Annotated in this window: 26 protein-coding genes; 4 read left to right on the plus strand and 22 right to left on the minus strand. The window is 66.9% G+C overall.

Annotation, left to right across the window (positions count from 1 at the left end):
- Positions 1–88: 88 nt before the first annotated feature.
- Positions 89–775 carry a head GIN domain-containing protein gene (locus BP26_RS0112495; RefSeq protein ID WP_029920920.1) on the plus strand — a complete coding sequence of 229 codons (687 nt, stop codon included), beginning with the start codon at positions 89–91 and terminating at the stop codon, positions 773–775.
- A 57-nt stretch (positions 776–832) separates the two neighbouring features.
- On the opposite strand, the gene BP26_RS0112500 is transcribed toward BP26_RS0112495, so the two are convergent.
- Positions 833–2,629: an acyl-CoA dehydrogenase gene (locus BP26_RS0112500; protein WP_029920921.1), complete on the minus strand. Its 1,797-nt coding sequence runs from the start codon at positions 2,627–2,629 to the stop codon at positions 833–835.
- Between the two features lie 120 nt (positions 2,630–2,749).
- Here BP26_RS0112500 and BP26_RS0112505 point away from each other — a divergent pair, with 120 nt between their 5' ends.
- Complete coding sequence (locus BP26_RS0112505; protein ID WP_051748911.1) at positions 2,750–3,928, plus strand: acyl-CoA dehydrogenase family protein; 1,179 nt, start codon at positions 2,750–2,752, stop codon at positions 3,926–3,928.
- Positions 3,929–4,006: 78 nt separating this feature from the next.
- Positions 4,007–4,747 carry a response regulator transcription factor gene (locus BP26_RS0112510; protein WP_157572502.1) on the plus strand — a complete coding sequence of 247 codons (741 nt, stop codon included), beginning with the start codon at positions 4,007–4,009 and terminating at the stop codon, positions 4,745–4,747.
- A gap of 101 nt (positions 4,748–4,848) precedes the next feature.
- Here the strand turns inward: BP26_RS0112510 and BP26_RS30350 are convergent, their stop codons facing one another.
- From BP26_RS30350 to BP26_RS0112615, 21 genes are all read right to left on the minus strand, one after another.
- Positions 4,849–5,145, minus strand: coding sequence for a hypothetical protein (locus BP26_RS30350; protein ID WP_211254906.1), 297 nt, complete (start codon positions 5,143–5,145; stop codon positions 4,849–4,851).
- A 264-nt stretch (positions 5,146–5,409) separates the two neighbouring features.
- Positions 5,410–6,063: a response regulator transcription factor gene (locus BP26_RS0112520; RefSeq protein ID WP_029920925.1), complete on the minus strand. Its 654-nt coding sequence runs from the start codon at positions 6,061–6,063 to the stop codon at positions 5,410–5,412.
- A 371-nt stretch (positions 6,064–6,434) separates the two neighbouring features.
- Positions 6,435–7,169 (minus strand): response regulator, encoded by a 735-nt coding sequence (locus tag BP26_RS0112525; RefSeq protein WP_029920926.1) that lies wholly within the window; start codon positions 7,167–7,169, stop codon positions 6,435–6,437.
- Between the two features lie 155 nt (positions 7,170–7,324).
- On the minus strand, positions 7,325–8,707 hold the full coding sequence (der, locus tag BP26_RS0112530; RefSeq protein WP_029920927.1) for a ribosome biogenesis GTPase Der: 1,383 nt from the start codon (positions 8,705–8,707) through the stop codon (positions 7,325–7,327).
- Positions 8,708–8,801: 94 nt separating this feature from the next.
- Positions 8,802–9,968 carry an outer membrane protein assembly factor BamB gene (gene bamB, locus BP26_RS0112535; RefSeq protein ID WP_051748913.1) on the minus strand — a complete coding sequence of 389 codons (1,167 nt, stop codon included), beginning with the start codon at positions 9,966–9,968 and terminating at the stop codon, positions 8,802–8,804.
- On the minus strand, positions 9,968–10,669 hold the full coding sequence (locus BP26_RS0112540) for a YfgM family protein (protein WP_029920929.1): 702 nt from the start codon (positions 10,667–10,669) through the stop codon (positions 9,968–9,970). Before BP26_RS0112540 ends, bamB begins: the two co-directional genes overlap by 1 nt.
- Positions 10,670–10,758: 89 nt before the next feature.
- A complete protein-coding gene (hisS, locus tag BP26_RS0112545) occupies positions 10,759–12,033 on the minus strand; it encodes a histidine--tRNA ligase (RefSeq protein ID WP_029920930.1) in 1,275 nt (424 codons plus the stop codon).
- A gap of 31 nt (positions 12,034–12,064) precedes the next feature.
- Positions 12,065–13,090 carry a RodZ domain-containing protein gene (locus tag BP26_RS0112550; protein ID WP_029920931.1) on the minus strand — a complete coding sequence of 342 codons (1,026 nt, stop codon included), beginning with the start codon at positions 13,088–13,090 and terminating at the stop codon, positions 12,065–12,067.
- Complete coding sequence (pilW, locus tag BP26_RS0112555; RefSeq protein WP_036516770.1) at positions 13,087–13,881, minus strand: type IV pilus biogenesis/stability protein PilW; 795 nt, start codon at positions 13,879–13,881, stop codon at positions 13,087–13,089. Before pilW ends, BP26_RS0112550 begins: the two co-directional genes overlap by 4 nt.
- Positions 13,881–15,080, minus strand: coding sequence for a dual-specificity RNA methyltransferase RlmN (gene rlmN, locus BP26_RS0112560; RefSeq protein ID WP_084183043.1), 1,200 nt, complete (start codon positions 15,078–15,080; stop codon positions 13,881–13,883). Before rlmN ends, pilW begins: the two co-directional genes overlap by 1 nt.
- Positions 15,081–15,093: 13 nt before the next feature.
- A complete protein-coding gene (gene ndk, locus BP26_RS0112565; protein WP_029920934.1) occupies positions 15,094–15,525 on the minus strand; it encodes a nucleoside-diphosphate kinase in 432 nt (143 codons plus the stop codon).
- 143 nt (positions 15,526–15,668) lie between these two features.
- The gene (locus tag BP26_RS0112570; protein WP_029920935.1) at positions 15,669–15,992 is read right to left on the minus strand and encodes a HesB/IscA family protein; all 324 of its coding nucleotides are present in this window, start codon (positions 15,990–15,992) and stop codon (positions 15,669–15,671) included.
- A gap of 16 nt (positions 15,993–16,008) precedes the next feature.
- Positions 16,009–16,425: an iron-sulfur cluster assembly scaffold protein gene (locus BP26_RS0112575; protein WP_169740698.1), complete on the minus strand. Its 417-nt coding sequence runs from the start codon at positions 16,423–16,425 to the stop codon at positions 16,009–16,011.
- 89 nt (positions 16,426–16,514) lie between these two features.
- A complete protein-coding gene (locus BP26_RS0112580; RefSeq protein WP_245611788.1) occupies positions 16,515–17,693 on the minus strand; it encodes an aminotransferase class V-fold PLP-dependent enzyme in 1,179 nt (392 codons plus the stop codon).
- 6 nt (positions 17,694–17,699) lie between these two features.
- A complete protein-coding gene (locus tag BP26_RS0112585) occupies positions 17,700–18,131 on the minus strand; it encodes a VOC family protein (protein WP_029920938.1) in 432 nt (143 codons plus the stop codon).
- Between the two features lie 3 nt (positions 18,132–18,134).
- Positions 18,135–18,746 carry a hypothetical protein gene (locus tag BP26_RS0112590; protein WP_029920939.1) on the minus strand — a complete coding sequence of 204 codons (612 nt, stop codon included), beginning with the start codon at positions 18,744–18,746 and terminating at the stop codon, positions 18,135–18,137.
- A 35-nt stretch (positions 18,747–18,781) separates the two neighbouring features.
- A complete protein-coding gene (locus BP26_RS0112595; RefSeq protein ID WP_029920940.1) occupies positions 18,782–19,918 on the minus strand; it encodes a cysteine desulfurase family protein in 1,137 nt (378 codons plus the stop codon).
- Entirely contained in the window at positions 19,918–20,196 is a 279-nt protein-coding gene (locus tag BP26_RS0112600) for a hypothetical protein (RefSeq protein WP_029920941.1), read from the minus strand. The genes BP26_RS0112595 and BP26_RS0112600 overlap by 1 nt, the downstream gene beginning before the upstream one ends.
- Positions 20,197–20,204: 8 nt before the next feature.
- The gene (cysE, locus tag BP26_RS0112605) at positions 20,205–21,017 is read right to left on the minus strand and encodes a serine O-acetyltransferase (RefSeq protein WP_245611789.1); all 813 of its coding nucleotides are present in this window, start codon (positions 21,015–21,017) and stop codon (positions 20,205–20,207) included.
- Between the two features lie 76 nt (positions 21,018–21,093).
- The gene (locus BP26_RS0112610) at positions 21,094–21,387 is read right to left on the minus strand and encodes a hypothetical protein (RefSeq protein WP_029920943.1); all 294 of its coding nucleotides are present in this window, start codon (positions 21,385–21,387) and stop codon (positions 21,094–21,096) included.
- Between the two features lie 283 nt (positions 21,388–21,670).
- A complete protein-coding gene (locus BP26_RS0112615; protein WP_036516779.1) occupies positions 21,671–22,420 on the minus strand; it encodes an RNA methyltransferase in 750 nt (249 codons plus the stop codon).
- Positions 22,421–22,537: 117 nt separating this feature from the next.
- Between BP26_RS0112615 and BP26_RS0112620 the strand changes: the two genes are divergently transcribed.
- The gene (locus BP26_RS0112620) at positions 22,538–23,347 is read left to right on the plus strand and encodes an inositol monophosphatase family protein (RefSeq protein ID WP_051748915.1); all 810 of its coding nucleotides are present in this window, start codon (positions 22,538–22,540) and stop codon (positions 23,345–23,347) included.
- The last annotated feature ends 36 nt before the right edge of the window (positions 23,348–23,383 follow it).

Genomic DNA, 23,383 nt, shown 5'->3' on the forward strand with positions numbered 1-23,383 from the left:
GCGGATGCCCTCGGTCGATCTCCAGGTAATCCATTTGGCCCTGTTGCAGCATCAAAGCTGCAACAACCATCTCCAGCCGAGACCGCCCATGTCAGCCCGAATTTCCTTCAGCCTCCTGTTTGCCGCCGCCCTGCTTGCCGCCCAGCCGGCCTCGGCCGGCACCCTGCACGACATCATCGGCGACATCACCGGGCCCGCGGTGCGCGGCTCCGGCACCATCAAGACCGAGACCCGCCAGCTCGGCGCCTTCGACGTGATCCAGTCCAAGGGCAGCGTCGATCTCGACATCAGGATCGGTCCGCAGTCGGTCACGGTGGAAGCGGACGACAACCTCTTCGACGTGATCCGCACCCAGGTTTCCGGCGGCGCGCTGGTGGTGGACAGCAAGGGCAGCTGGAGCAGCAGGCACAACACGGTGGTGCACATCACCGTGCCCAGCCTGGTCGCGCTGGGCATCCAGGGCAGCGGCGACGCGCGGATCAGCGGCCTCTCCGGCGACAAGCTGGGGGTGAAGATCGAGGGTTCCGGCGACGTCGTCGCCGAAGGCCAGGTGAAGAACCTGCACCTGGTGATCCAGGGCTCCGGCGACGCCGACATGGGCAGGCTCGCCGCCGACGAGGTGCAGGTGCGCATCGACGGCAGCGGCGATGCCACGGTCAAGGCCCTCAAGTCGATCGACACCACCATCCACGGCAGCGGCGACGTCACCTGGAGCGGCGACGCCACCCACGTCCTGTCGCAGGTCTACGGCAGCGGCGAGGTGCGGCACAAGTAAGCGCCGCCCTGCCGTCTTCCGCCACCGGCCGCTTTCACGCTCCGGTGGCGGACACGCCTAGAACGCGGTGTGCGGCACGCTCAGGGTCGTATCGTCCAGCTTCTGCAGCAGTTCCGCGCAACGCTTGGCCCGCGGCAGCTCGTAACGGAAAAAGTAACGGCAGGCGTACAGCTTGCCCTCGTAGAACTCGCGGCTCTCGCCCACCGCCGACTTCTCGCCCGCCCGCGCCACCTGCGCCTGCTGCAGCCAGATCCACGCCAGCACGATGTGGCCGAGCATGTCCAGGTAATAGGCCGCATTGGCCAGGAACAGGTCCACCTGCCCCTTGAGCGCCGCGTTGGCCAGCACCTGGGTGGTGGCGGCGACCAGCTCGACCGCCTTGCCCAGGGCCTCGGCGTACTCGCTCAGTTCGGTATCGTGCGCAGCCGCCTTGGCGGTGGCGCCGATCTTTCCCAGCAACAGGCGCAAGGCGGCGCCGTTCTGCATCATCGCCTTGCGGCCGAGCAGGTCCAGCGCCTGGATGCCGTTGGTGCCCTCGTGGATCGGATTGAGGCGGTTGTCGCGGTAATAGCGCTCCACCGGGTAGTCGCGGGTGTAGCCGTAGCCGCCGAGCACCTGGATCGCCAGCTTGTTCGCCTCCAGGCACCATTCGCTGGGCCAGGCCTTGGCGATGGGGGTGAGAATCTCCAGCAGCAGGCGCGTATCCTCCGCCTGCTGCGAGGCAGGCTCCGCCTCCAGCTCGTCCACCAGCCGGGCGCAGTACAGGCCCAGGGCCAGGGCGCCTTCCACATAGGCCTTCTGCGCCAGCAGCATGCGGCGCACGTCGGCGTGCTCGATGATCGCCACCGGCTTGGCTACAGGGTCCTTGTTGGAGGCCGGGCGGCCCTGCTGCCGTGTCCGGGCATAGTCCAGCGAATAGCGGTAGCCGGCGATGCCCAGGGCGGTGGCGCCGAGGCCGACGCCGATGCGCGCCTCGTTCATCATGTGGAACATGCAGGCCAGGCCCTGGTTCTCGTGACCGACCAGTTCGCCCAGCGCCGGCTCGGTTTCGCCGAAGTTGAGGGCGCAGTTGGTGGTGCCGCGATAGCCCATCTTGTGGTTGAGGCCGGCCAGGCGCACGCCGTTGCGCGCCCCCGGCCTGCCGTCCGCGTCGAGCCGGAACTTGGGCACGATGAACAGGGAGATGCCCTTGGTACCGGCCGGCGCGCCCTCGATCCGCGCCAGCACCAGGTGCACGATATTGTCCGACAGCTCGTGCTCGCCGCCGGAAATCCACATCTTGTTGCCGACGATGTGGTAACCGCCGTTGTCCTGCGGGATGGCCCGGGTCTTGATGTCGGCCAGGGACGAGCCGGCCTGCGGCTCCGACAGGCACATGGTGCCGAAGAAGCGCCCTTCCAGCATCGGCTGCATGTAGCGCGCCTTCTGCCGTGGACTGCCGTGGGCGCGCAGCAGGTTGGCCGCGGCGGCGGTGAGGAAGGAATAACCTGCGGTGCCCACATTGGCCGCGCTGAACTGCGAATTGGCCGCGGCGGCGATGGTATAGGGCAGGCCCAGGCCGCCATCCTCCTGCGGGAACGCGGCGGCAAGGAAACCGCCGGCGATATAGGCGTCGATGGCCTCTTTCACCTCCGGAATCATGTGCACCCGCGTACCGTCGAAATGCGGCTCGTTGGCATCCGCCTTGGCCGCGTGCGGCAGGAATTTCTCCCCGGCCAGCTTGGTGGCGGCGTCGAGCACCTGGTCGAAGGTGCCGCGATCATGGCCGGCGAAACGCTCGTGCCGGCACAGCGCCGGCAGGTCCAGCCATTCGTACAGCAGGAAATCGAGATCGCGGCGGGGAATCAGGGACACGGGGCCTCCAGAGATGGTTTTTATACGCTGCGGCGAAACTAAGGTACCCGGCCAATGCGCGCAAGCGGCCGGGCGCGCTATTCTCCGCAGTTCCACCGCTACCCGTAATCCGGAGCACCGATGTCCAACGCCGCCGCCCGCCCCCTCATCCCCGCCGCCGATCCCGCCGAACTGGAACTGTTCCGCGACAACGTGCGCCGCTTCTTCGCCGACGAGGTGGAGCCGAACATCGAGAAGTGGGAGAAGGACGGCCGCGTGCCGCGCGAGTTCTACTACAAGATGGGCGAAGCCGGCCTGCTGGCGGTGGACCTGCCGGAGGAATACGGCGGCATCGGCGCCGGCTTCGAGTTCTCCATGATCGTGCTGGAGGAGGCCGGGCGCATGGGCTTCCTGGCCCTGTCCTCCAACCTGACGGTGCACTCGGACATCGCCGCGCCCTACATCCTGCATCTCGGCACCGAGGAGCAGAAGCAGCACTGGCTGCCGAAGATGGCCAGCGGCGCCGCCATCGGCGCCATCGCCATGACCGAGCCGGGCGCCGGCTCCGACCTGCAGGGCATCAAGACCTCGGCCCTGCCCGACGGCGAGGGCGGTTACCTGATCAACGGCTCCAAGACCTTCATCACCAACGGCCAGAACGCCGACGTGATCGTGCTCGCCACCAAGACCGATCCCAGGGCCGGCGCCAAGGGCACCACCCTGTTCCTGGTCGACGCCACCCTGCCCGGCTTCAAGCGCGGCCGCAACCTGGAAAAGATCGGCCAGCACAGCGCCGATACCTCGGAACTGTTCTTCGACAACGTGCGCGTGCCGGCCAGCGCCGTGCTCGGTCGCGTCGGCAATGGCTTCGGCCACCTCGTGGACGAGCTGCCGCGCGAGCGCCTGGGCCTGGCCGTGACCGCCGTGGGCCATTCCCGCGGCGCGCTGGAAAAGACCATCGACTACGTCACCACGCGCAAGGCCTTCGGCGCCGCCATCGCCAGCTTCCAGAACACCCGCTTCAAGCTGGCCGAGATGAAGACCGAGATCGAGGTGCACCAGGCCTTCGTCGAAAAATGCATCCGCCTCTACGCCGAACACAAACTCGATGTGCCCACCGCGGCGATGGTGAAGCTGTCCACCACCGAACTGGAAGCGCGCGTCACCGACGGCTGCCTGCAGCTGTTCGGCGGTTACGGCTACATGGTGGAGTACCCGATCTCGCGCTACTACGTCGATGCGCGCATCCAGCGCATCTACGGCGGCACCTCGGAAATCATGAAGGAAGTGATCGCCCGCTCGCTCGTGGGACGCAGCTAGGAACTCATACTTTAGTACTAGTGCTTTGGTGCAATTCTTTTGCCCTGGCGCATCCCGCATAGTGTTTGCGAAAGCTGCTTGTCCGAAGCGGATTTCCCCCGGACATGGCGCGCGGCAGGCCTCCGGCCCGACCCACCCGGCCGGAGCCACCGCTGCCGGAGCCGGTGGATCAACAAACACAGACGGGGGACAGCTATGCCCAAAGCCGATCCGACGGTCATCATTGCCGATGATCACCCGTTGTTTCGCGTCACGCTGCGGCTGGTAGTGCGGGGTATCGCCCCGCAGGCGCGCGTCGTCGAAGCCGATTCCTTCGATTCGCTGAAAAACGCCGTGACGGCGAATCCCGATGCGGATCTGGTACTGCTGGACCTGGAGATGCCGGGCGTCGAAGACCTGTCTTCACTGCAGTTCCTGCGCAAGGATTTTCCTGGCCTGCGCGTCGCCGTCATTTCCTCACAGTCCCAACCCGCCGTCGTGAGCGCCGTGCAGGCGCTGGGGGCCGCCGCCTTCATCCACAAATCGGTGATGCCCGAGCAGCTGCAGAACGCCCTGCGCAGCCTCCTTGCCGGTCAGGACTGGCGGCCGCAGCCGGCACCGGCGCCTCCGCGCCTGCCGGAAGGAATTGAAATCGGGGGGCAACAGGAACGCCTGTCGCAGCAGGAGCTGCGGATCCTGCAATATCTCGAAAAGGGCTTTCTCAACGAGCGGATCGCCGAGGGCCTGAGCCTCAGCGAACCCGCCGTCAGAACCCATATCAGCGCAATCCTGCGCAAGCTCGATCCGGGCCATTCGGGCCAGACCGAACTCAATACCTAGCCAGCGTTTCCATTCTCGCGGCTCTCCCTGAATGCCGTAGTAAATTGAAATCTTCCAATCCGGGAGCGGCCCGGCAGCGGCCGCCCTCGCGATGCGAAGCTTCAATGCGTACTGGTGGTGCTGGTGGTCGCAGTGCTGTTCCCGCTCGAGGACGAAGAAGCGGCCACGATGGCGCCGATCACGGCGGCAGTGCCGACCCCGATGACGATCTTGGCAGCCACCGAGCCTTGTGCCGCGGAAGCCGCGCCCGAGGTGGAGCCGGCCGCCACGCCCGTGCCCCCATCATCCGGCACATAGGCCGCGCTCTTGCGCGAATCCTTGTCCTGCTCGTCGGCGAGCAGCACCGGCGCACTGAAAGCAGCTATGGCAAGCAAGGCCGCAGTCACGATTTTCTTCACGAGGTTCTCCCTTTCGGATTGGCTGTCCGGCGCAATCACCGGCGTCTTCCGGTGTCCATGCGCCTGCAAGGGATTTGGCCCGAGAACAGGAGGGCCCTCAATCGGTACTTGGTACTAGTCCTTAAGTACTAGTGCCGCCGGCGCAGGTGCCGGCACCGCTTCACGTTTCCCTACCGGAGAACGCGGCAAAGCGGTGCAAGACCGGCAAGGAACCCGCCGGCGCCTTGCACCGGAGCAGGTGAACCCGGCAACGGCCGCTGATGCTCAGGCGGCGCCCACATCCCCGGCCAGCAGCTGCTGTGCCAGCACCGCAGCCTGCGTGCGGCTGTTGAGCCCCAGCTTGTGCAACACCGAACTGACATGGGTCTTCACGGTGGACTCGCTGATGTGCAGGTCGCCGGCGATCTGCTTGTTGAGCCGGCCGCCCTTGAGATGCAGGAGAATCTGCAATTCCTGCCGCGACAGGCGCTCCAGCTTGTCTTCAAGCCCATCGCCACCGGTCGCCGGGGCACCCAGTACCGACTGCGGCCACCAGTTGTCTCCCGCCAGCAGGCTGCGCAGGGCTTCCTGCAACTGCGCGGGTGTGGCCGATTTGTGCACGAATGCCGCCGCTCCCAGGGCCTGCACCGAGCGCACCCAGCAGCGCTGCGACAGGCTGGAGATGACGGCCACGCGCAGGCCGGGAAAATCAGAGCGCAGGTATTGCAGCAAAGACAAACCCTCGACGCCCGGCATCAGCAGGTCGAGCAGCACCAGGTCCACATCCGGATTGGCCGCCAGCGCGGCCTTCATCGAATCGAGGGAATCCGCCTCGACGATCTCGGCCGCTGCGTCGATGTCGCGCACGATCAAGCGCAGCGCCACGCGGAAAAGCGGATGGTCGTCCGCGATGATCAACCTCGGTTTGTTCCCAGTCATCCCTGTCCTCGTTTGCGGCAGTCCGCGTTTGCTCCAGATGATTGACCTGGACGCGCGCCGCTATCAGTAATATCAGCCGCCCGCAGCCTGCGCGCACCGCCGCCACTGTGCCAGGCCGCCCACAAGTGCTTCATAGCGCGGACCGACCGACGGCAGCAACTCCCGGTGCCGTTCCGCACCGCTCCGGTGCCAAGATCCGGCAATAGGCGTTCGAAGCAAGAACGGTCCGCCGCCAGTCGTGACGCGCCCACCGTGGCGCAATTTGCCTTCATGATATGCGCCTGGCGTCACACCACCTTGCGGGTCTGCACCGCCCAGGCCTCGGGCAGCACCCGGCATGCAAGGGCTGCGCCATAGCCGATCCGGGCCGCTCAGGCGCCACCGGCTTCGCGGCTCAGGCGCGCCACCAGCATCGTATGCCGCTCGATCATGCTCGCCCCCATGGTCATGACGCGCCCGCTGTCGGTGCCGGTCTCGATTTCATTGCAGAGCCCGGCCAGCGCATCGGCGCCGAGCTGCAGGCTGGCGCCGCGCAGGGCATGCGCGATGCGCTTCAGCGCCGCCACATCATCCGCGGCGGCAGCGGCGGCAAAACGGCGCGCCTGTTCGGGCACATCGGCAACCAGGGCCGCCACCACCTCCTGCACGCCGGCGTGTTTGAACACGCGCAGCATTTCATTCCAGGCGACCGGATTGAAATCGTCCACCGCATCCTTTCCGTCACTGTCCGCCGCCTGGGTCCGCAGCAATTCGGCGAGGCGCTGCCGCGCGAGGGGTTTGACCAGGTAGGCGTCCATGCCCGCTTCGAGACAGCGCTCGCGGTCGGCATCGTCCTGGCGGCCGCTCATGGCGACGATGCGCGGCCGGCGCGGGCCCAGCCGCAGGCCGATCTCGCGGGCGGCTTCGATCCCGTCCAGAACCGGCATTTCGACGTCCATCAATACCAGGTCGTATGTGTGCGACAGCACCGCGTCGACCGCCGCGCGCCCATCCTCCGCCACGTCCACGGCGGTGCAGCCGAGCCGCTGCAGCATCAGGCCCGCCAGCTTGCGATTCACCGGATCGTCGTCGACGAGCAGAATCGCCGGTACGCCGTTAGGGCTCATCGATGTTTCTGAATACGTTCGGGAATCCCCGAATGGTGCAATAGAGCGGAAACGCTTGCAATTCCACTCCCGGCATCACCGCTCGAAACTGCCATTCCATTGACGATTCCCCAGCGGCGATCCAGGGCGCGCCGCGCGCCGGCCGGGATTCCGGCCTAGCGGTAGCGCTCGGTCAGCCGCCGGCGCTTCTTGATCTGGCGCCCGGTCAGCACGTTTTTCTTGTCCTTGAACGGATTGTCGCCGGTCTTGAATTCCAGCCGCAGCGGTACGCCCTTGAGCTTGAACGCCTGACGGAACACGTTGGTCAGGTAGCTCTTGTAGGAATCCTTGAGCTTGTCGGTCTGGTTGCCGTGAATCATGATCGACGGCGGATTGCGACCGGACTGGTGCGCATAGCGCAGCTTGATGTGACGGCCCAACACGGCGTGCGGCGCATGCCGCTCCACCGCCTGCTCCAGCACCCGGTTCAGCTCCGGCGTGGGCAGATCGCGGGTGGTCGCCTCGTAGGCCTCCACCACATCCTCCATCAATTCGCGCAGGGACGACCCGTGCAGCGCGGAAATGAAGTTCAACGAGACGAAATCGAGGAACGGCAGGCGGAAATCGACCTGGTCCTTGACGCTGCGCCGCTGGTCACCCGGCAGGCTGTCCCACTTGTTCACCGCCAGCACCAGGGCCCGGCCGTGATGGGCGATCAGGCCCATCAGCCGCGCATCCTGCATGCCGATCTCCTCGCGCGCATCGACCATGGCAATGACCACATGGGCGCGCTCGATCGCCTGCAGCGCCTTGACGATGGAGAATTTTTCGATCACTTCGCTGACGCGCGAACGGCGGCGGATGCCGGCCGTGTCGATCAGCTCGAAGCCACGTCCTTCCCACTCGAAGAACACGCTGATGGCGTCGCGGGTGGTGCCCGGCTGGTCCGAGGACAGCACCCGGTCTTCGCCCAGCAGGCGGTTGACCAGGGTCGACTTGCCGGCATTGGGACGTCCCACCACGGCAACGCGGATGCGGCCGTTGTCCTCCTCTTCCCGCGGGGTCGGCTCGGTATTCGCCAGCAACGAGCGCAGCAGGGGCGGCACGCCGTCGCCATGCTCGGCCGAGATCGGCAGCGGCTCGCCCAGCCCCAGGCCGAAGAAGTCGGCGACGGTGGCGCGGCCCATGCCCTCGGCCTTGTTGGCCAGCAGGCGCACTTTTTTGCCCAGCTTGCGCAGGTATTCGGCGATATCGCGGTCGGAGGGCATCACCCCGGCCTGGGCGTCGACGATGAACAGCACCTCGTCGGCCTCGTCGATGGCCATGCGCGCCTGCTGCTCGGCCAGCGCCGACAGGGCATCGGCCGACTCCGGGCTGAGACCGCCGGTATCGACCACGATGAAACGCTTTTCCTCGAACTCGCCGCGGCCGTACTGACGGTCGCGGGTCAGCCCCGGGAAATCGGCAACCAGCGCGTCACGGGTGCCCGTGAAGCGGTTGAACAGGGTCGATTTGCCGACATTCGGGCGACCGACAAGTGCGAAAACTGGGGTGGACATGGGGGGATTGTAGTCGTTACGGGCCAAAACGTACGTTTGGGCCAAAAAACAAAGCCCCCTTTCCCTACCGGGAAAGGGGGCTTTGGAGTGAAATTCAGCGCGGCGGCTTGACGTCGAAAGCGCGCAGCTTGCCCGCCATATCCATGATGTAGAGCAGGTCGGCACCGGCCACCGGCGGGGTGACGATGGGGCCACTGCCCAGACGGGTGCGGCCGACGATCTTGCCGTCCGCCGGCGACAGCCAGTGCAGGTAGCCCTTGTAGTCGCCCACCACCACATAGCCCTTGAAGTAGGCCGGCGGCGACAGGCGGCGGTATTTCAGGTCCTGCTGCTTCCAGGCGGCGGCGCCGGAAGCGGCGTCCAGCGCCCACACCGTACCGTCGTCGTCGGTGACGAACAGCTTGTCGCCGCCCTGCACCATGCCGGTGTAGCTCTTCACGCCACGGCGCCAGCGGCTGTCGCCGGTGTTGTAGTCGATCAGCGCCAGGTCGCCGCCATAGCTCACGACATACAGACCGTCGGTGCCGGCCAGCAGATCGGAATCGATATCGGTCAGCTGGTCCAGCACCGAGCGGCCGGTGGCGACCGAAATGGTCTGCTCCCAGACCGGGCTGCCATCGATGAGGTTGAGCACCGCCAGCTTGCCGTTGTCGAGGCCGGTGTAGACGCGGTTGCCGATGATCAGCGGCGCGGACACGCCGCGCAGCGTCAGGCTCGGCTCGTACCGGTCGAAGCTCCACTTGCGCTCGCCGGTGACGGCGTCGAGGCCGTATTCACGGCCGTCGGAAGACTTGGCCACGACCACATTGCCCGACCCGACGGGCGGCCCCAGCGCTTCACTGGGAGCCCGCGAACGCCAGACTTCCTTACCGTCGGCGCGCTTCAAGGCGATGATTTCGCCGTCGAGCGTGCCCACCAGCACCAGGTTGTCGCTGATGCCGGGGCCGGAAATGACGCGGGCCTTGGTGCGGACGCGCCAGATGATGTCGCCGGTCTTGGGATTGAGGGCGTAGACCTTGCCGTCGAGGGACGCCGCGAACAAGGCGTCCTCGCCCAGAGCCAGGCGGAAGCCGGAGTAATAGCCCTCGCTGCCGCCGCCGATGCTGCGCGTCCAGACATCGTCCGGGCGCACCTGCGCGTCCTTGATGGAAACCAGCTTGGCCGGCTCCCGCGCCTTGCCCTTGCTGGAGCAGCCGATCAGGGCCACGGCGGACAGCGCCACGGCCAGCGCAAGCCGCATGCCGCGACCGGCGGCGGCCATCAGGATTTCACCGCTGCGGCATCGCCCAGGTCGTCGAGCTTGCGCTGCAGGCCGTCACGGCTCACCGCATCGGCGGCCGAAGCCTGCAAGGCCTGCTCGTAGGCGCCGCGCGCCGCGGCGCGATCGCCCTGCGACAGCTTGATGTCGCCGCGCAGTTCGGCATACAGCGGCGCATAGGTGCCGGCATCGCCGGCGAGCTGCTGCAAAGCCTCGTCGGCCTTGTTCTGCTGCCACAGCACTTGCGCCAGCCGCAGCCGGGCCAACGGCAGCAGGCCGGCGTCGTAAGCCTTGTTGCGCAGATGCAGCAGGGCGCCGACACGCGCCATGAAGCCGGGGTTCTGTTCGAACTGGATCACCCATTGCAGGCGGGCGGCGGCCTCGTCCAGCTTGCCGTCGAGCACGCCCAGCTCCGCCAGCTTCAGGGCACCGGCGGCGGCGTACGGGGTATCGCTGAAATCCTTGACCAGGCGGTCGGCCATGGCCTTGGCGTCGTCGTACTTGTTCTGGCCGGCGGCCTTGCCCAGATCCCCGAACACATGGGAAGCGTCGCTGGCGCGGCCGTCCTGGTGCTGGCCCCAGCCCTGCCAGCCGAAAATGGCGGCCAGGCCCAGCGCCAGGCCCGAAGCCAGGGGGAACCAGTTGTCGCGCAGCCATTGGCGCAGCTGTTCAACCTGTGCTTCTTCGTCGTAATGATCGGTCACAGCGTCTTCTCGGAATATTTCTTGAAGGTTAACAATAAAAAGCGCGCAAGGCCCACAGCTTAACCATGGACCCGCACGCTGGGAGCCTATTAAAGACCCAGCAGCCGCACCAGTTGCGCCGGCAGCTCGGCCCAGGGGCAGAGGAAGGGATCGCCCTCGCCGCGCAGGGATTTTACTTGAACCACGGATTGGGCTGCCTCGTCGTCGCCCAGGATCAGGGCATAGCGGGCGCCGGAGTTGTCGGCGCGCTTGAGCTGCGACTTGAGGCCGCCGCCGCCGGCGTTGAGGGTCAGGCGCAGCCGGGGCTGCTGGTTGCGCAGCTGCTCCGCCAGCTTCGACGCGGCGGCCTCGGCCTGGGCGCCGAAACGGCAGAAATAGACATGGGAGGCGTTGCCCGGAACCGCCGCCTGCTGCAGGGCGATCAGGGCGATCAGGCGCTCGATGCCGAGGCCGAAGCCGATGCCCGGGGTGGCGGGGCCGCCGAGCTGCTCGACCAGGCCGTCATAGCGGCCCCCGGCACAGACGGCGTCCTGCGCGCCAAGCTGATTGGTGGTCCACTCGAACACCGTATGCGTGTAGTAATCCAGGCCGCGCACCAGGCGCTGGTTGATGGTGTAGTCGATGCCCAGATCGCCAAGGCCGCGCTGTACCGCCTCGAAATGCGCGGCGGAGACGGCATCCAGATGATCCAGCAGCCGCGGCGCGCCGACGACGATCTCGCGCGTGGCCGGCACCTTGCTGTCCAGTACGCGTAGCGGATTGGTGCCGAGACGACGTTTGGAATCCTCGTCCAGCGAGGACTCGTAACGGCTGAGGTACTCCACCAGCGCGGCGCGGTACTGCATGCGCGCCTCGGGAGTGCCCAGGGAATTCAGTTGCAGGGTGAAGCCGGACACGCCCAGGCGCCGCCACAAGGCGGCAGCGATGGCGATCACCTCGACGTCGATGTCGGGCGTGGCGATGCCGAAGGCCTCGACATCGAGCTGGTGGAACTGTCGGTAGCGCCCGGCCTGCGGGCGCTCGTAGCGGAACACCGGGCCGGTGCACCAGACCCGCTGCTGCTGGTTGTAGAGCAGACCGTGCTCGATGCCGGCGCGCACCACGCCCGCGGTCAACTCGGGACGCAGGCTCAGGTTCTCGCCGCCGCGGTCCTGGAAGCTGTACATCTCCTTCTCGACCACGTCGGTGACTTCACCGACGGCGCGCTTGAACAGCTCGGTGCGTTCCACCACCGGCAGGCGCAGCTCGCCGTAGCCATAGGCGCCGAACACTTCGGCGGCGACCGCGTACAGGTGCTGCCAGGCCGCGGCATCGGCAGGCAACACATCGTTCATGCCGCGGACGGCCTGCAGCTTCTGGGTCATATGCGTCGGAAAATAATGAGCGGCGGGACGATCAACCGCCGCCGGCAGGCACGCTCAGGCGCGCCGTGTCGTTGCTCTTGATATACGGCTTCAGGTCGACGACCTGGCCCTGGTACTCCACGCTCACCCCCGGCGCATTGCCGAGGAACAGGGAGTACGGCGCCTTGCCGGCAAGCACCTGGCGATCGCCGGACTGCACCACGCCCGACAACAACACCTTGCCGCTGCTGTCTTCCACGCGTACCCAGGAGGTGGCCTTGAAGCCCAGGATCAGGGCACCGGCCGGAGCCGGGCCGGCGGGCGTTGCCGCTGCGGTGGCAGCCGCGGGCGGCGAGGACAATTCGGTGGCCAGGGTCGGCTGCGGTCCCTGTCCGGCGGTCGGAGCCGGGGCCGACGGCGGGGACGGCGCGGCAACCTGCGCCGCGGCGGTCTGGCCGCTTTCCGCCGGCGTGGTCGCCAGCTCGTTGGTCGACAGGGGCTTGGCCGCGCCGCCGTCCACGGCGGCCGGGGCAGCGGCGGACGGCTCGGGCAGCACCGGCACCGGCTTGGCCGCGCCCGGCACGTCGGCCAGCACCGGCCGGTGACCAGTCGGATCCTCGCGCAGGAACCAGGCGGCCACCGCCACCAGCAGGACGATGCCGATCAGCCACATCAGCCAGGGCGCACCGCCGCCGCCACCGCGACGACGATTCTTCTTCAGGCTGCTGCCGGTCTCGCTGCCGCCGAGCAGCAGCTTGGTCGGCGCCTGCGGCGCCCGCGGGGCCACCACCTTCTCGTAGGCGGAGAGCAGTTCCTGCTCCGACAGGGCCAGGGCCTTGGCGCACTTGCGGTAGTAACCCCGCACGTAGACCGGCTCGCTCAACATGGTGAAATCGTCGCGTTCCAGCGCCTCCAGGGTGGCCGGGGCCAGCTTGGTCAGGCCGGCCAGTTCCGAGATGCCGATGCGGGCGCGCTCGCGCGCCAGGCGGATCAGGCGGCCGGGCCCCTGGCGGGGAGAGTCCTGGCCGGCTTCGTTCGGATTGGCTGCCGCCGTCGGGGCGGTCGTATCGGTGGTCATGGAGCGGAGCGTAGTTTGAGCAGCTGGGCTGCTTCTTCGGATTCGGGGAAACTGCGGATCAATTTAAGCGAATACTGATGCGCGGCGTCATCGTTGCCAAGCGCCGTTTCGGTTTTGAAGCCGAGCAGCAACACCTGCGGCGTCTGTGGGCCGGCTTTCTGGTAACGCTCGAGGAAGGCCCGGGCGCTCAGGTAATTCTGCTGCTGGTATTCGGAGACGGCCATTTCCGACAAGGCCGGGAAATAATCCGGGTCGAGCTGCAGGGCACGTCGGAAATTGCTCTCCGAACGCTCCAAGTCACCAGCCTGGCGCGCGCAGGTACCGGCATTGGTCCAGGCCTTGGCCGGCGTCGAGTAATCGCGGTTCTTCACCGCCAGCATGAAATTGCGGTCGCCTTCGTCGTATTTCTTCTGGTCGCAGAGGAACACGCCGTAGTTGTTGCGGATTTCCGGATCGTCGCCGTCGAGGCTGATCGCGCGCCGGTATTCGCTCTGGGCACCGTCGGTTTCCCCGCGCTGCCAGTAGACGTAGCCGAGCCCGGCGTGCGCCTGCGCGATGCCGTCATCCTGCTCGATCGCCTTCTTCAGCTTCGCCTCGGCCACATCCAGGCGTCCCTGGCTGGCGTAAGCCAGGCCCAGCTGGGTGTTGGTGCGGGCCGCCGCCCGGTAGTCGGGCTTGGACGGCTGCCGCGGGCCGCTGGTCTCGGTGACGCAGGCGCCCAGCGCCAAGGTCAGGCCGGCGAGCGCCAGCCGGGCGAGAAAACGGTTGAGGGTCGGACCGGGGAGTTGCATCAGCCGACTTTAACGGGAATGTCGCCCAGCCGCTGCTTCTGGCGCGACTGCACCTTGCCCACAAGCTGGCCGCAGGCCGCATCGATGTCGTCGCCGCGCGTGCGCCGCGTGGTGGTGACGATGCGCTTGGCGCGCAGGATGTCGGCGAATTGCTGGATCCGTTCCGGCGAAGAGCGCTTGTAGCGCGTCTTCGGGAACGGGTTGAACGGAATCAGGTTGACCTTGGCCGAGAGGCCGGCGAGCAGGCGGGCCAGCTCGCGCGCATGCTCGGGATGGTCGTTGACGCCGTCGAGCATCACGTATTCGTAAACGATGTGAGCCTTGCGATCCTTGCCGGTGGTGTAGCGCCGGCAGGCCTCGATCAGCTCCGCCAGCGGGTACTTGCGGTTGATCGGCACCAGCTCGTTGCGCAGCTTGTCGTTGGGCGCGTGCAGGGACACCGCCAGCGCCGTGTCGACGTCGTCGCGCAGCCGGTCCATGAACGGCACCAGGCCGGAGGTGGACACGGTGACGCGGCGCTTGGACAGGCCGAAGCCGAAATCGTCGAGCAGGATCTTCACCGCGGCCAGCACGTTGGCATAGTTGGCCAGCGGCTCACCCATGCCCATGAAGACCACGTTGGAGATGACCCGCTCGTTCTGGAAATCGCCGCCGAGGGTCTTGGCCGCGAACCACACCTGGGCCACGATCTCGGCCGTACTCATATTGCGCGAGAAGCCGCCCTGCGCGGTCGAGCAGAAGCTGCAATCCATGGCGCAGCCGGCCTGCGAGGAAATACACAGGGTGCCGCGATTGGCCTCGGGGATGTAGACCGTTTCGATGAAGGTCTCGGCCTTGCCTTCGGCGCTCTCGAGCCGAAGCACCCACTTGCGCGTGCCGTCGACCGAAACCTGCTCGGTCACCAGCTGCGGCGGCTTGATCACGAAATACTGCTTCATCCGGCCGCGCAGATCCTTGGCGATGTTGCTCATCGCGTCGAAATCGTCCACGCCGCGGCGGTAGATCCACTGCATCACCTGGTCGGCGCGGTAGGCCGCCTCGCCCATGCGCGCGAATTCCTCGCGCAGGCGTTCCCGGTCCAGCCCGAACAGGTTGACCCGGGGGCTTGCCGCCACATCGACCGGACGTGCCGCCTCCCCACCCGCCTGGGCGCCCGCATCATGCGGGAACACGGGGGGCTGGGCGGCGGCTTCGGTCATGGCTTCGAGGGGTTCAGCGGGTGCGCGGGCACAGCTCGGTGACGCGGAAGAAGTAGGAAATCTCCTTCGCCGCGTTCTCCGCGCTGTCCGAACCGTGCACGGCGTTTTCGTCGATGGAGTCGGCGAAGTCCGCACGGATCGTGCCGGGGGCGGCTTTCTTCGGGTCGGTCGCGCCCATCAGGTCGCGGTGCTTGGCGACGGCGTCTTCGCCTTCCAGCACCTGGACCATGACCGGGCCGGTAATCATGAAGTCGACCAGGGCCTTGAAGAACGGGCGCTCGCGGTGGACCGCGTAGAAGCCTTCGGCCTCGGTGCGGGTCAGGTGCTTCATGCGCGCCGCGATGACGCGCAGGCCGCCCTTCTCGAAGCGGCTGTAGATCTCGCCGATGACGTTCTTGGCGACCGCGTCGGGCTTGATGATGGAAAGAGTGCGTTCAACAGCCATGATGGATTCCGTGCTTGTGAGGGATGCGCCCGAGAAAGGCGCCAGATGGACCAAAAGCACGGGATTTTACCGGGATAAGCCCCTCCCCGGCAATGCGTTGCGCTGCAGCAACAACAGGGCCGGAGCGTAGTCCGGCCGGGACTTCAGACGGCGAAACTCTCGCCGCAGCCGCATTCGCCCTTGACGTTGGGGTTGCGGAACTTGAAGGCCTCGTTCAGGCCCTCTTTCTGGAAGTCCACGGTCAGCCCCTGCAGCATCGGCAGATGCTCGCGCTTGACCACCACCGCCGCGCCATTGGACTCGAACACCTCGTCTTCGGGACCCGCGGCGTCGGCATAATCCAGGGTATAGGCGTAACCGGAGCAGCCGGACTTCTTCACGCCCACGCGCAGACCCAGGCCCTTGCCGCGCCGGGCCAACTGGGCCTGGACACGCGTTGCAGCGGATTCGGTCAGCGCGATGCTCATGAAATCACTCGATAATTCAGGATGTTGCAGCAAAACCAGTGAGGGCCGCGCGGAGCGCGTCCTCTCCTAACAAAGCACAATGGGCGCGATCGTCGGCGATTTCAAGCGCCTGACGCAACTCGGCGGCGCGCAAGGCCGCCAGTTCCGCCGGGGTCTTGCCCAGGCTCCATTCCACGATCCAGGCGCCCACCGCGATGCTGCTCGGGCAGCCATAGGCGCGGAAACGCACATCCGCCACCCGCCCGCCCTCGAAGCGCAACTGCAGGCGCAGCACCGAGCGCGCCGCCTTGCTGCCGGCCTCGCCGGTGACAACCCCGGGCGTTCCAGCCGGAAATTCGCCCACATGCCGGGGATGGGTGAATCGCTCCCAGATCGGTTCGGCGTACCCGAAGGGGTTGGTCTCAATTTGGTTCATTTCATCTCCGAGCAGCATCTTTGCCGTCCCTGGCGAAACTGAGCCGCTATTCCCACCCCCGGCCCGGCCATCCTTGGCCGGGCGTTCGCGCTCGCCGGAGATGCCATTCAGGCATCTCCAGAAACGCGATCGCTCACCCATATTGGCGACAACTCCCGTAACCACAATACCTGTTCGATCACCGCGGCGGCGGCCTGTTCGACCTGCTCGGCCGTGGTGCCCCGCCCCAGCGAGAAGCGCAGGCTGGCGTTGGCCAGCTCGTCGTCGCGCCCCAGGGCGCGCAGCACATAGGACGGCTCCTGCGTGGCGGAAGAGCAGGCCGAGCCGCTGGACACCGCCAGGCCCGGCAGCGAGGCGCGCAGCGCCTCGCCTTCGACGCCTTCGAAGCTCACGTTCAGCACATGCGGCGCGGCGCGGCCGGGATCGCCGTTGCGCAGGATGCGCGGCAGCACCTGCAGCCGCTGCCACAGCAGGTCGCGCAGCCCCGCCAGGTGCTCGGCGTCGGCCGCCAACTGCGCCGCGGCGATCTCGAAAGCGGCGCCCATGCCGGCGATCTGGTGGGTGGCCAGGGTGCCGGAGCGCATGCCCCATTCATGGCCGCCGCCATGCATCTGCGGCGCCAGCCGGGCGCGCGGCTTCTTGCGCACGTACAGGGCGCCGACGCCCTTGGGGCCGTAGATCTTGTGGGCGGAGACCGACAGCAGGTCGATCGGCACCGCGCGCAGGTCGATGGCCAGCTTGCCCGCCGCCTGCACCGCGTCGACATGGAACAGCACGCCGCGCTCGCGCAGCAGCGGCGCCAGCCGCGTCACTTCCTGCACCACGCCGATCTCGTTGTTGACCCACATCAGCGACACCAGCACCGTTTCCGGCGTCAACGCCTCCAGCACCTGTTCCGGGCTGACCACGCCCTCCGCTCCGGGCTTCAGGTAGGTGACGCGCACTCCCTGCGTTTCCAGGTGGCGGCAGGTATCGAGCACGCATTTGTGCTCGGTTCGCGAGGTGACGATATGGGCATTGCGTACGCCGCGGAACTCGAGCGCGCCCTTGATCGCCAGATTGTTGGATTCGGTGGCGCCGGAGGTCCAGACGATTTCGCCCGGCTCGGCGCCGATCAGCGCCGCCACCTGGGCGCGCGCCTTCTCCACCGCGGCGCGCGCCTTGTAGCCGGGTCCATGGGTCGAAGCGGGATTGGCGAAGCTGCCGTCCGCCGTCAGCAGCGGCAGCATGATTTGCAGCACACGGGGGTCGAGCGGCGTGGTCGCCGCATAGTCGAGATAGATCATGCGCAATTATGTACCGGCGGCGGTGGGCCAGGGCGGCCCCTTCAGCTCCACCGTGTTGCCTTCGGGATCCCGCAGGTAGATCGAAGGTCCCCGCCCTTCGGCGCCGTAGCGCGACTCCACCTCGCCCGGAGCGGCGCCGGCGGCGGACAGATGCGCCTGGATCGCTGCCGCGTCGAACGGCTCGACGCGCAGGCACAGGTGATCGAGGTTGCGCCCCTCCACGCCCGGGGCCGCGCCGCCCATGCGCCCGAGCTTGCTGTCCACATCGACCAGGTCGATCAGCGAACGCCCGGCACGCAGCTGGGTCAGGCCGATCTCCTCCTGGGTACGCTCCAGCGTGCAGCCCAACACCGCGCAGTAGAACCCGAGCATGCGCGGCAGGTCGCGCACGCGCAGCACCAGGTGATCGATCTCGCGCAGCTGAAAGGGCGGGTTCATGGCCTAGGGTGATGGAGCCGAAGCGCCGAGATAGGCATCCAGATCGGCTTGCACGCGTTGTGCGGAGCGCTCGAGATCGCCCAGGAAGGCATGGCACATGGATGCATCGAAGCCCCGGCCATGGCCGGCAAGATTCTGCCCCATCATCCAGTCCTCGACCTTGTAGGCGAACGTCTCGTAGCGCGCCAGCTCGGCATAGAGCCCGGCGATGCGGCTGGTGTCCTCGAACTTCATCTCGGCGAAGACTCCGCTATTGGCGGCGGTGTCGTAGGCCGCACGCACCAGCAGCGGCGTGATCAGGCCTTTCCACTCCGGCAGATCGTCGCAATGCGCCGGCGGATGCGGCGTCTTCATCGCCGCATCGAGTTGCTGATTGATCTGGTGGTAGTAATCGCTCATGGTAACGAGCCGCTTGCGGTCGGCCAGCAACTCGCCATGAATGCTGGCCTGGGCCTCCGCCACCTTGTGCCCGGTCTGCCGCGCCTGCACCCAGGCATTGATCAGCAGCGCCAGCAGCACGCCCAGCAGGACCGAGAAGGTTTCGACCAGCAGGTCGCTGAGGTCGAGATGGCCGAGACGCAGCCAGCGCTGGCGCGCAGGGGGTGCGGATGTCATCGCGGCATTCCAGGCGCTTCGCCGACTATGGCCCTTTAAGCGGCCAGCTGCGCGGCACGCAGTTCGCCCAGCACCGCCAGGAAGCGGTCCACTTCAGTAGCCGTATTGTCTTTGCCCAGGCTGACCCGGATGGCGCCGTAGGCGACGTCACGCGCCAGGCCCATGCCGAGCAACACATGACTGGGCTCGCCCTTGCCGCTGGAACAGGCGGAACCGCTGGACACCGCGATGCCCTTACGGTCCAGCGCCATCAGCAGGGCCTCGCCTTCCCAGCCTTTCAAGCCGAACTGGACGGTATTCGACAGGCGCGGCGACTGTTCGCCGAAGATGGTGATGCCCGGCACCGCGTGCAGGCCGGTGGCGAGCCGCTCGCGCAAGGCCAGCAGATGCGTGTTGCGCGCCTCGAGTTCCTGCTGCGCCAGTTCCGCCGCCGCGCCGAAGCCGACGATGGCCGCCACGTTTTCCGTGCCGCCGCGCAAGCCGCGCTCCTGGCCGCCGCCGTGCATCAGCGGCGCCAGCTCCACACCCGAGCGGATCACCAGCGCGCCCACGCCCTTGGGCCCGTACAGCTTGTGCGAGGACAGGCTCATCAGGTCGGCGCCGGAAGCGGCGAAATCCAGCGGCAGCTTGCCCGCACCTTGCACCGCGTCGGCCAGCAGGAGGGCCTTCGCGGCGTGCACCAGCGTGGCGGCGCGCGGCACGTCCTGGAGCACGCCGGTTTCATTGTTGGCCACCATCAAGGCGGCGATGCACAGCGGACCACGCCTCAGCAGCGCCTCGAACGCCGGCCAGTCGACCAGGCCCTGGCTGTCGATGGCGATGGTCTCCACCTGCCAGCCCTGCGAGCGCATCGACTCGGCGGTTTCCAGCACCGCCGGGTGCTCGGTGCTGCCGTAGAGGATGCGGCTGGGCTGCTTTGCCACGCCGGCTGCCCCCTTCAAGGCGAGATTGTTCGATTCGGTACCGCCCGAGGTCCATACCACCTCGGCCGGCTGCGCCCCGGCCAGGGCAGCCACCTGCAAGCGCGCCGCCTCCACCGCGTCGCGTGCCGCGCGGCCGTAGCGGTGCACGCTGGAGGGGTTGCCGTAGGGACCGCTGAGGTAGGGCAGCATCGCCTCCAGCACCCGCGGCTCGAGCGGGGTGGTGGCGTTGTGGTCGAAGTAAATGGGCATCAATCGCTCCCATCGTGATGGTGCGACCATTCGATTGGAGGCTCCAACGGGATGTCGTCCTGATCCTTCAACAGCATCCACCAGAAATCGAAAGCCAGGAACAGGGCTGCTGCCGGAGCCAGCAGCAACCACCACCACTGATTCATTGCCGCACACAGCACCATTCCTGCGAACAGGCCGACGACGGCACCCAGGACAGCACGCCAAGGATGAAACGAAAACGGATCCTTCCGCCGCTGATGCTGCGCCGGGGGAACGATATCGTGGTTCGAGTCCATGACGGTCCTCAGCCGGTACGACGCACCTTGCTCTCGGGCAGAGGCTGTTCACCGGTCGCGGGCATGGGCACCTTTCCCTCACCGCAGAAATCCGGCAGCTCCAGCTTGGACATTTCCAGCTCCGGCATGCGCGAATCCATCTGGTGCAACAGGCGGCACACCTGCACCAGGCGCTCGTCCAGCACCTGGATGTGTTCCAGCATCGAGCCGATGGCGTTGGCCACCGGGTCCGGCATGTCGCGGCTGAGGCCGTAGGCGTCGAAGCCCAGGGTCTTGGCGATGGCGACGACCTTCTCCGAAGGCGGCGGCGCTTCCTGCACGACGCGGGCGGGGATGCCGACCACGGTAGCGCCCGGAGGCACTTCCTTCACCACCACCGCATTGGAGCCAATGCGGGCGCCCTCGCCCACCGTGAACGGTCCCAGCACCTTGGCGCCGGCGCCGACCACCACGTGATTGCCGATGGTGGGATGGCGCTTGCCCTTGTTCCAGCTGACGCCGCCCAGCGTCACGCCCTGGTAGAGGGTGACGTCGTCGCCGATTTCCGCGGTCTCGCCGATCACCACGCCCATGCCGTGATCGATGAAGAAACGCCGGCCGATGGTGGCCCCGGGATGGATCTCGATGCCGGTGAGCCAGCGCGACAGGTTGGAATGCAGACGCGCCAGCCATTTGAACCCGTGGGTCCACAGCCAGTGGCTGATCCGCTGTCCCCAGATGGCATGCAGCCCCGGGTAGCAGGTCAGCACTTCCCAGGTGGTGCGCGCAGCCGGATCGCGATCGAATACGGATCGGATGTCTTCGCGGATACGAAAGATCACAGTGGACTTCCTGTCCAGGCTACCAGCCATCCATGGCTGGACTGTTCAAACAAGCAAGGCCCAGAGATATTCATGTTCATGCGGCAACCTTCATGGTGCGGGCGCGACGGAAGCTCAATTCGACCGAGCGCACGCTGGGGACGTTGAGCAGGCGGCGCGACAGCTGGCGGGCGGCATCGGGTTCGGAAGCGAATTCCACTTCCAGGCGCAGCGACTCGTCGTCGAGGTTGCGGGCGAGGAAGCTGGTGGGGAGCCGGCCCAGTTCGGCGAAACGGCCGAGTACACGGGCAGGCAACTGCGGATCGAAGTCCGCCTCGAGTACCAGACGGGCCGACGGGGTGAAACTATGCGGGAACTGCGACGAATCCATGACGGGAGAACTCCTGAACGGGATGGCAAGAAAGGCGCGTACGACGACAACACCGGCCCCCGGCGAGGGCCGGGCCGGTAATTCGCGTCATCTGCGACATTCGCATGCTGTGCATCACGTTCAGTTCTGCTGCGTCACGGTGGAAAACGCCGCCTTCGCAAGGCGGAATATCGATATTCTGCGCCCCCGGGGGCGGTATCTCAAGCCGACCGCATTGGAAAGTCCGGCGCAAGGCACTGAGAAACGGGGATTTTTCTCCCGGCAATCCATCCGCAATCCGGCCCTACGCCTGTCCCTTGGAGGCCTGTACCCGCTCCCGCTCAAGCGCATCCGTCACCGATGTGAGGATCCCGCGCAGGATGTTCATTTCGTTGGAGTCCGGTGCCGCACGGCCATAGAGCTTGCGCAGGCGGCGCATCAGCAGGCGCGGGTTGGTGCGGTCGATGAACTGGGTGCGTGCCAGGATCTGCTCCAGGTGCACATAGAAGCGCTCCATCTCGACCTGGTCCACCGGCTCGTGCACCGGCAGTTCCAGCGGCGAGGCGCCGGCTGCGAGCAGCAGTTCGTAGCACAGGATCTGCACCGCCGAGGCCATGTTGAGCGAGGTGTAATCGGCGCTGGTGGGAATGGCGATGAGCTCCTGGGCGCGGTCGATCTCCTCGTTGGTCAGCCCGGTGCGCTCGCGGCCGAACATCAGGGCGATATCGCCGGCCATGTCGCTGGCGGCCAGGCGCTGCGCCCATTCGCGCGGCTGATAGGGCTGGGCCGCGATATGCCGCGGCCGCGCCGTGGTGGCGGCGACCCGGGTGCAGCCGGCCAGGGCCTCGTCGAGGTCGGCACAGATCCGCGCCTTCTCCAGCAGGTCCACCGCTCCCACCGCCAGGGCGTCGGCGCGCGGATCAGGGAAGATTTCCGGCGCCACCAGCACCAGGTTGTTCAGCCCCATGGTCTTCATCGCCCGCGCCGCCGAACCGATGTTGCCGGGGTGCTGGGTGCCGACGAGAACCACGCGAATGCGGGATAATAGGGACATCTTCGTTTTCGTTAAACGGGATTTGGGAATCGGGAATCGTAACAGCCAGGGCCCCTGTGCGGCGCTTTTGCGATTCCCCATTCCCCATTCCCGACCTCCGTCCGGAACCCGCTGCCCATGCATCCGCTCGTCAACATCGCTGTTTCCGCCGCGCGCTCCGCCGGCAACTTCATCATGCGCAACGCCGACCGCGTCGACCAGTTGCAGATCGAGCGCAAGGGCCGCAACGATTTCGTCACCCAGGTGGACCGCGGCGCGGAAAGCGAAATCATCAAGATCATCCGCAAGGCCTACCCGCAGCACGCCGTGCTGGGCGAGGAAGGCGGACAGGACGGCGACAACGAAGTGCTGTGGATCATCGATCCGCTCGACGGCACCACCAATTTCCTGCACGGCCTGCCCCACTACGCCGTGTCGATCGGCATCCAGGTCAAGGGCAAGCTGGAACACGGCGTGATCTACGCCCCCAACACCCAGGATCTGTACTGCGCCACCCGCGGCAGCGGCGCCACCCTCAACAACCGGCGCATCCGCGTCAGCGGCACCAAGGACATGGACAGCGCCCTGATCGGCACGGGCGTGCCGATCAGGGCCAGCAACCTCGATGCCTACCTGCCGATGCTGCGCGCCGTGGCGGAAAGCACCGCCGGCGTGCGCCGCGCCGGCTCCGCTGCCCTGGACCTGGCCTACGTCGCCGCCGGCCGCCTCGACGGCTTCTGGGAACTGGGCCTGAAGCCCTGGGACATCGCGGCCGGCCTGGTGCTGGTGCAGGAGGCCGGCGGCATGATCAGCGAAATCTACGGTGCCCCGGATGCACTGGAGACCGGCAACGTGCTGGCCGCCACACCCAAGCTGCACCCCATGCTGGTCGACGCCCTGGCCGGCGTCGCCCGGGCCGCCGCGGCACAGGAACAGCGCGAGGGTTAAGCTGGATGGACCGCCGCACCAGGCCACATTAGGCCA

It is taken from the genome of Nevskia soli DSM 19509, assembly GCF_000711955.1.
Taxonomy (GTDB): domain Bacteria; phylum Pseudomonadota; class Gammaproteobacteria; order Nevskiales; family Nevskiaceae; genus Nevskia; species Nevskia soli.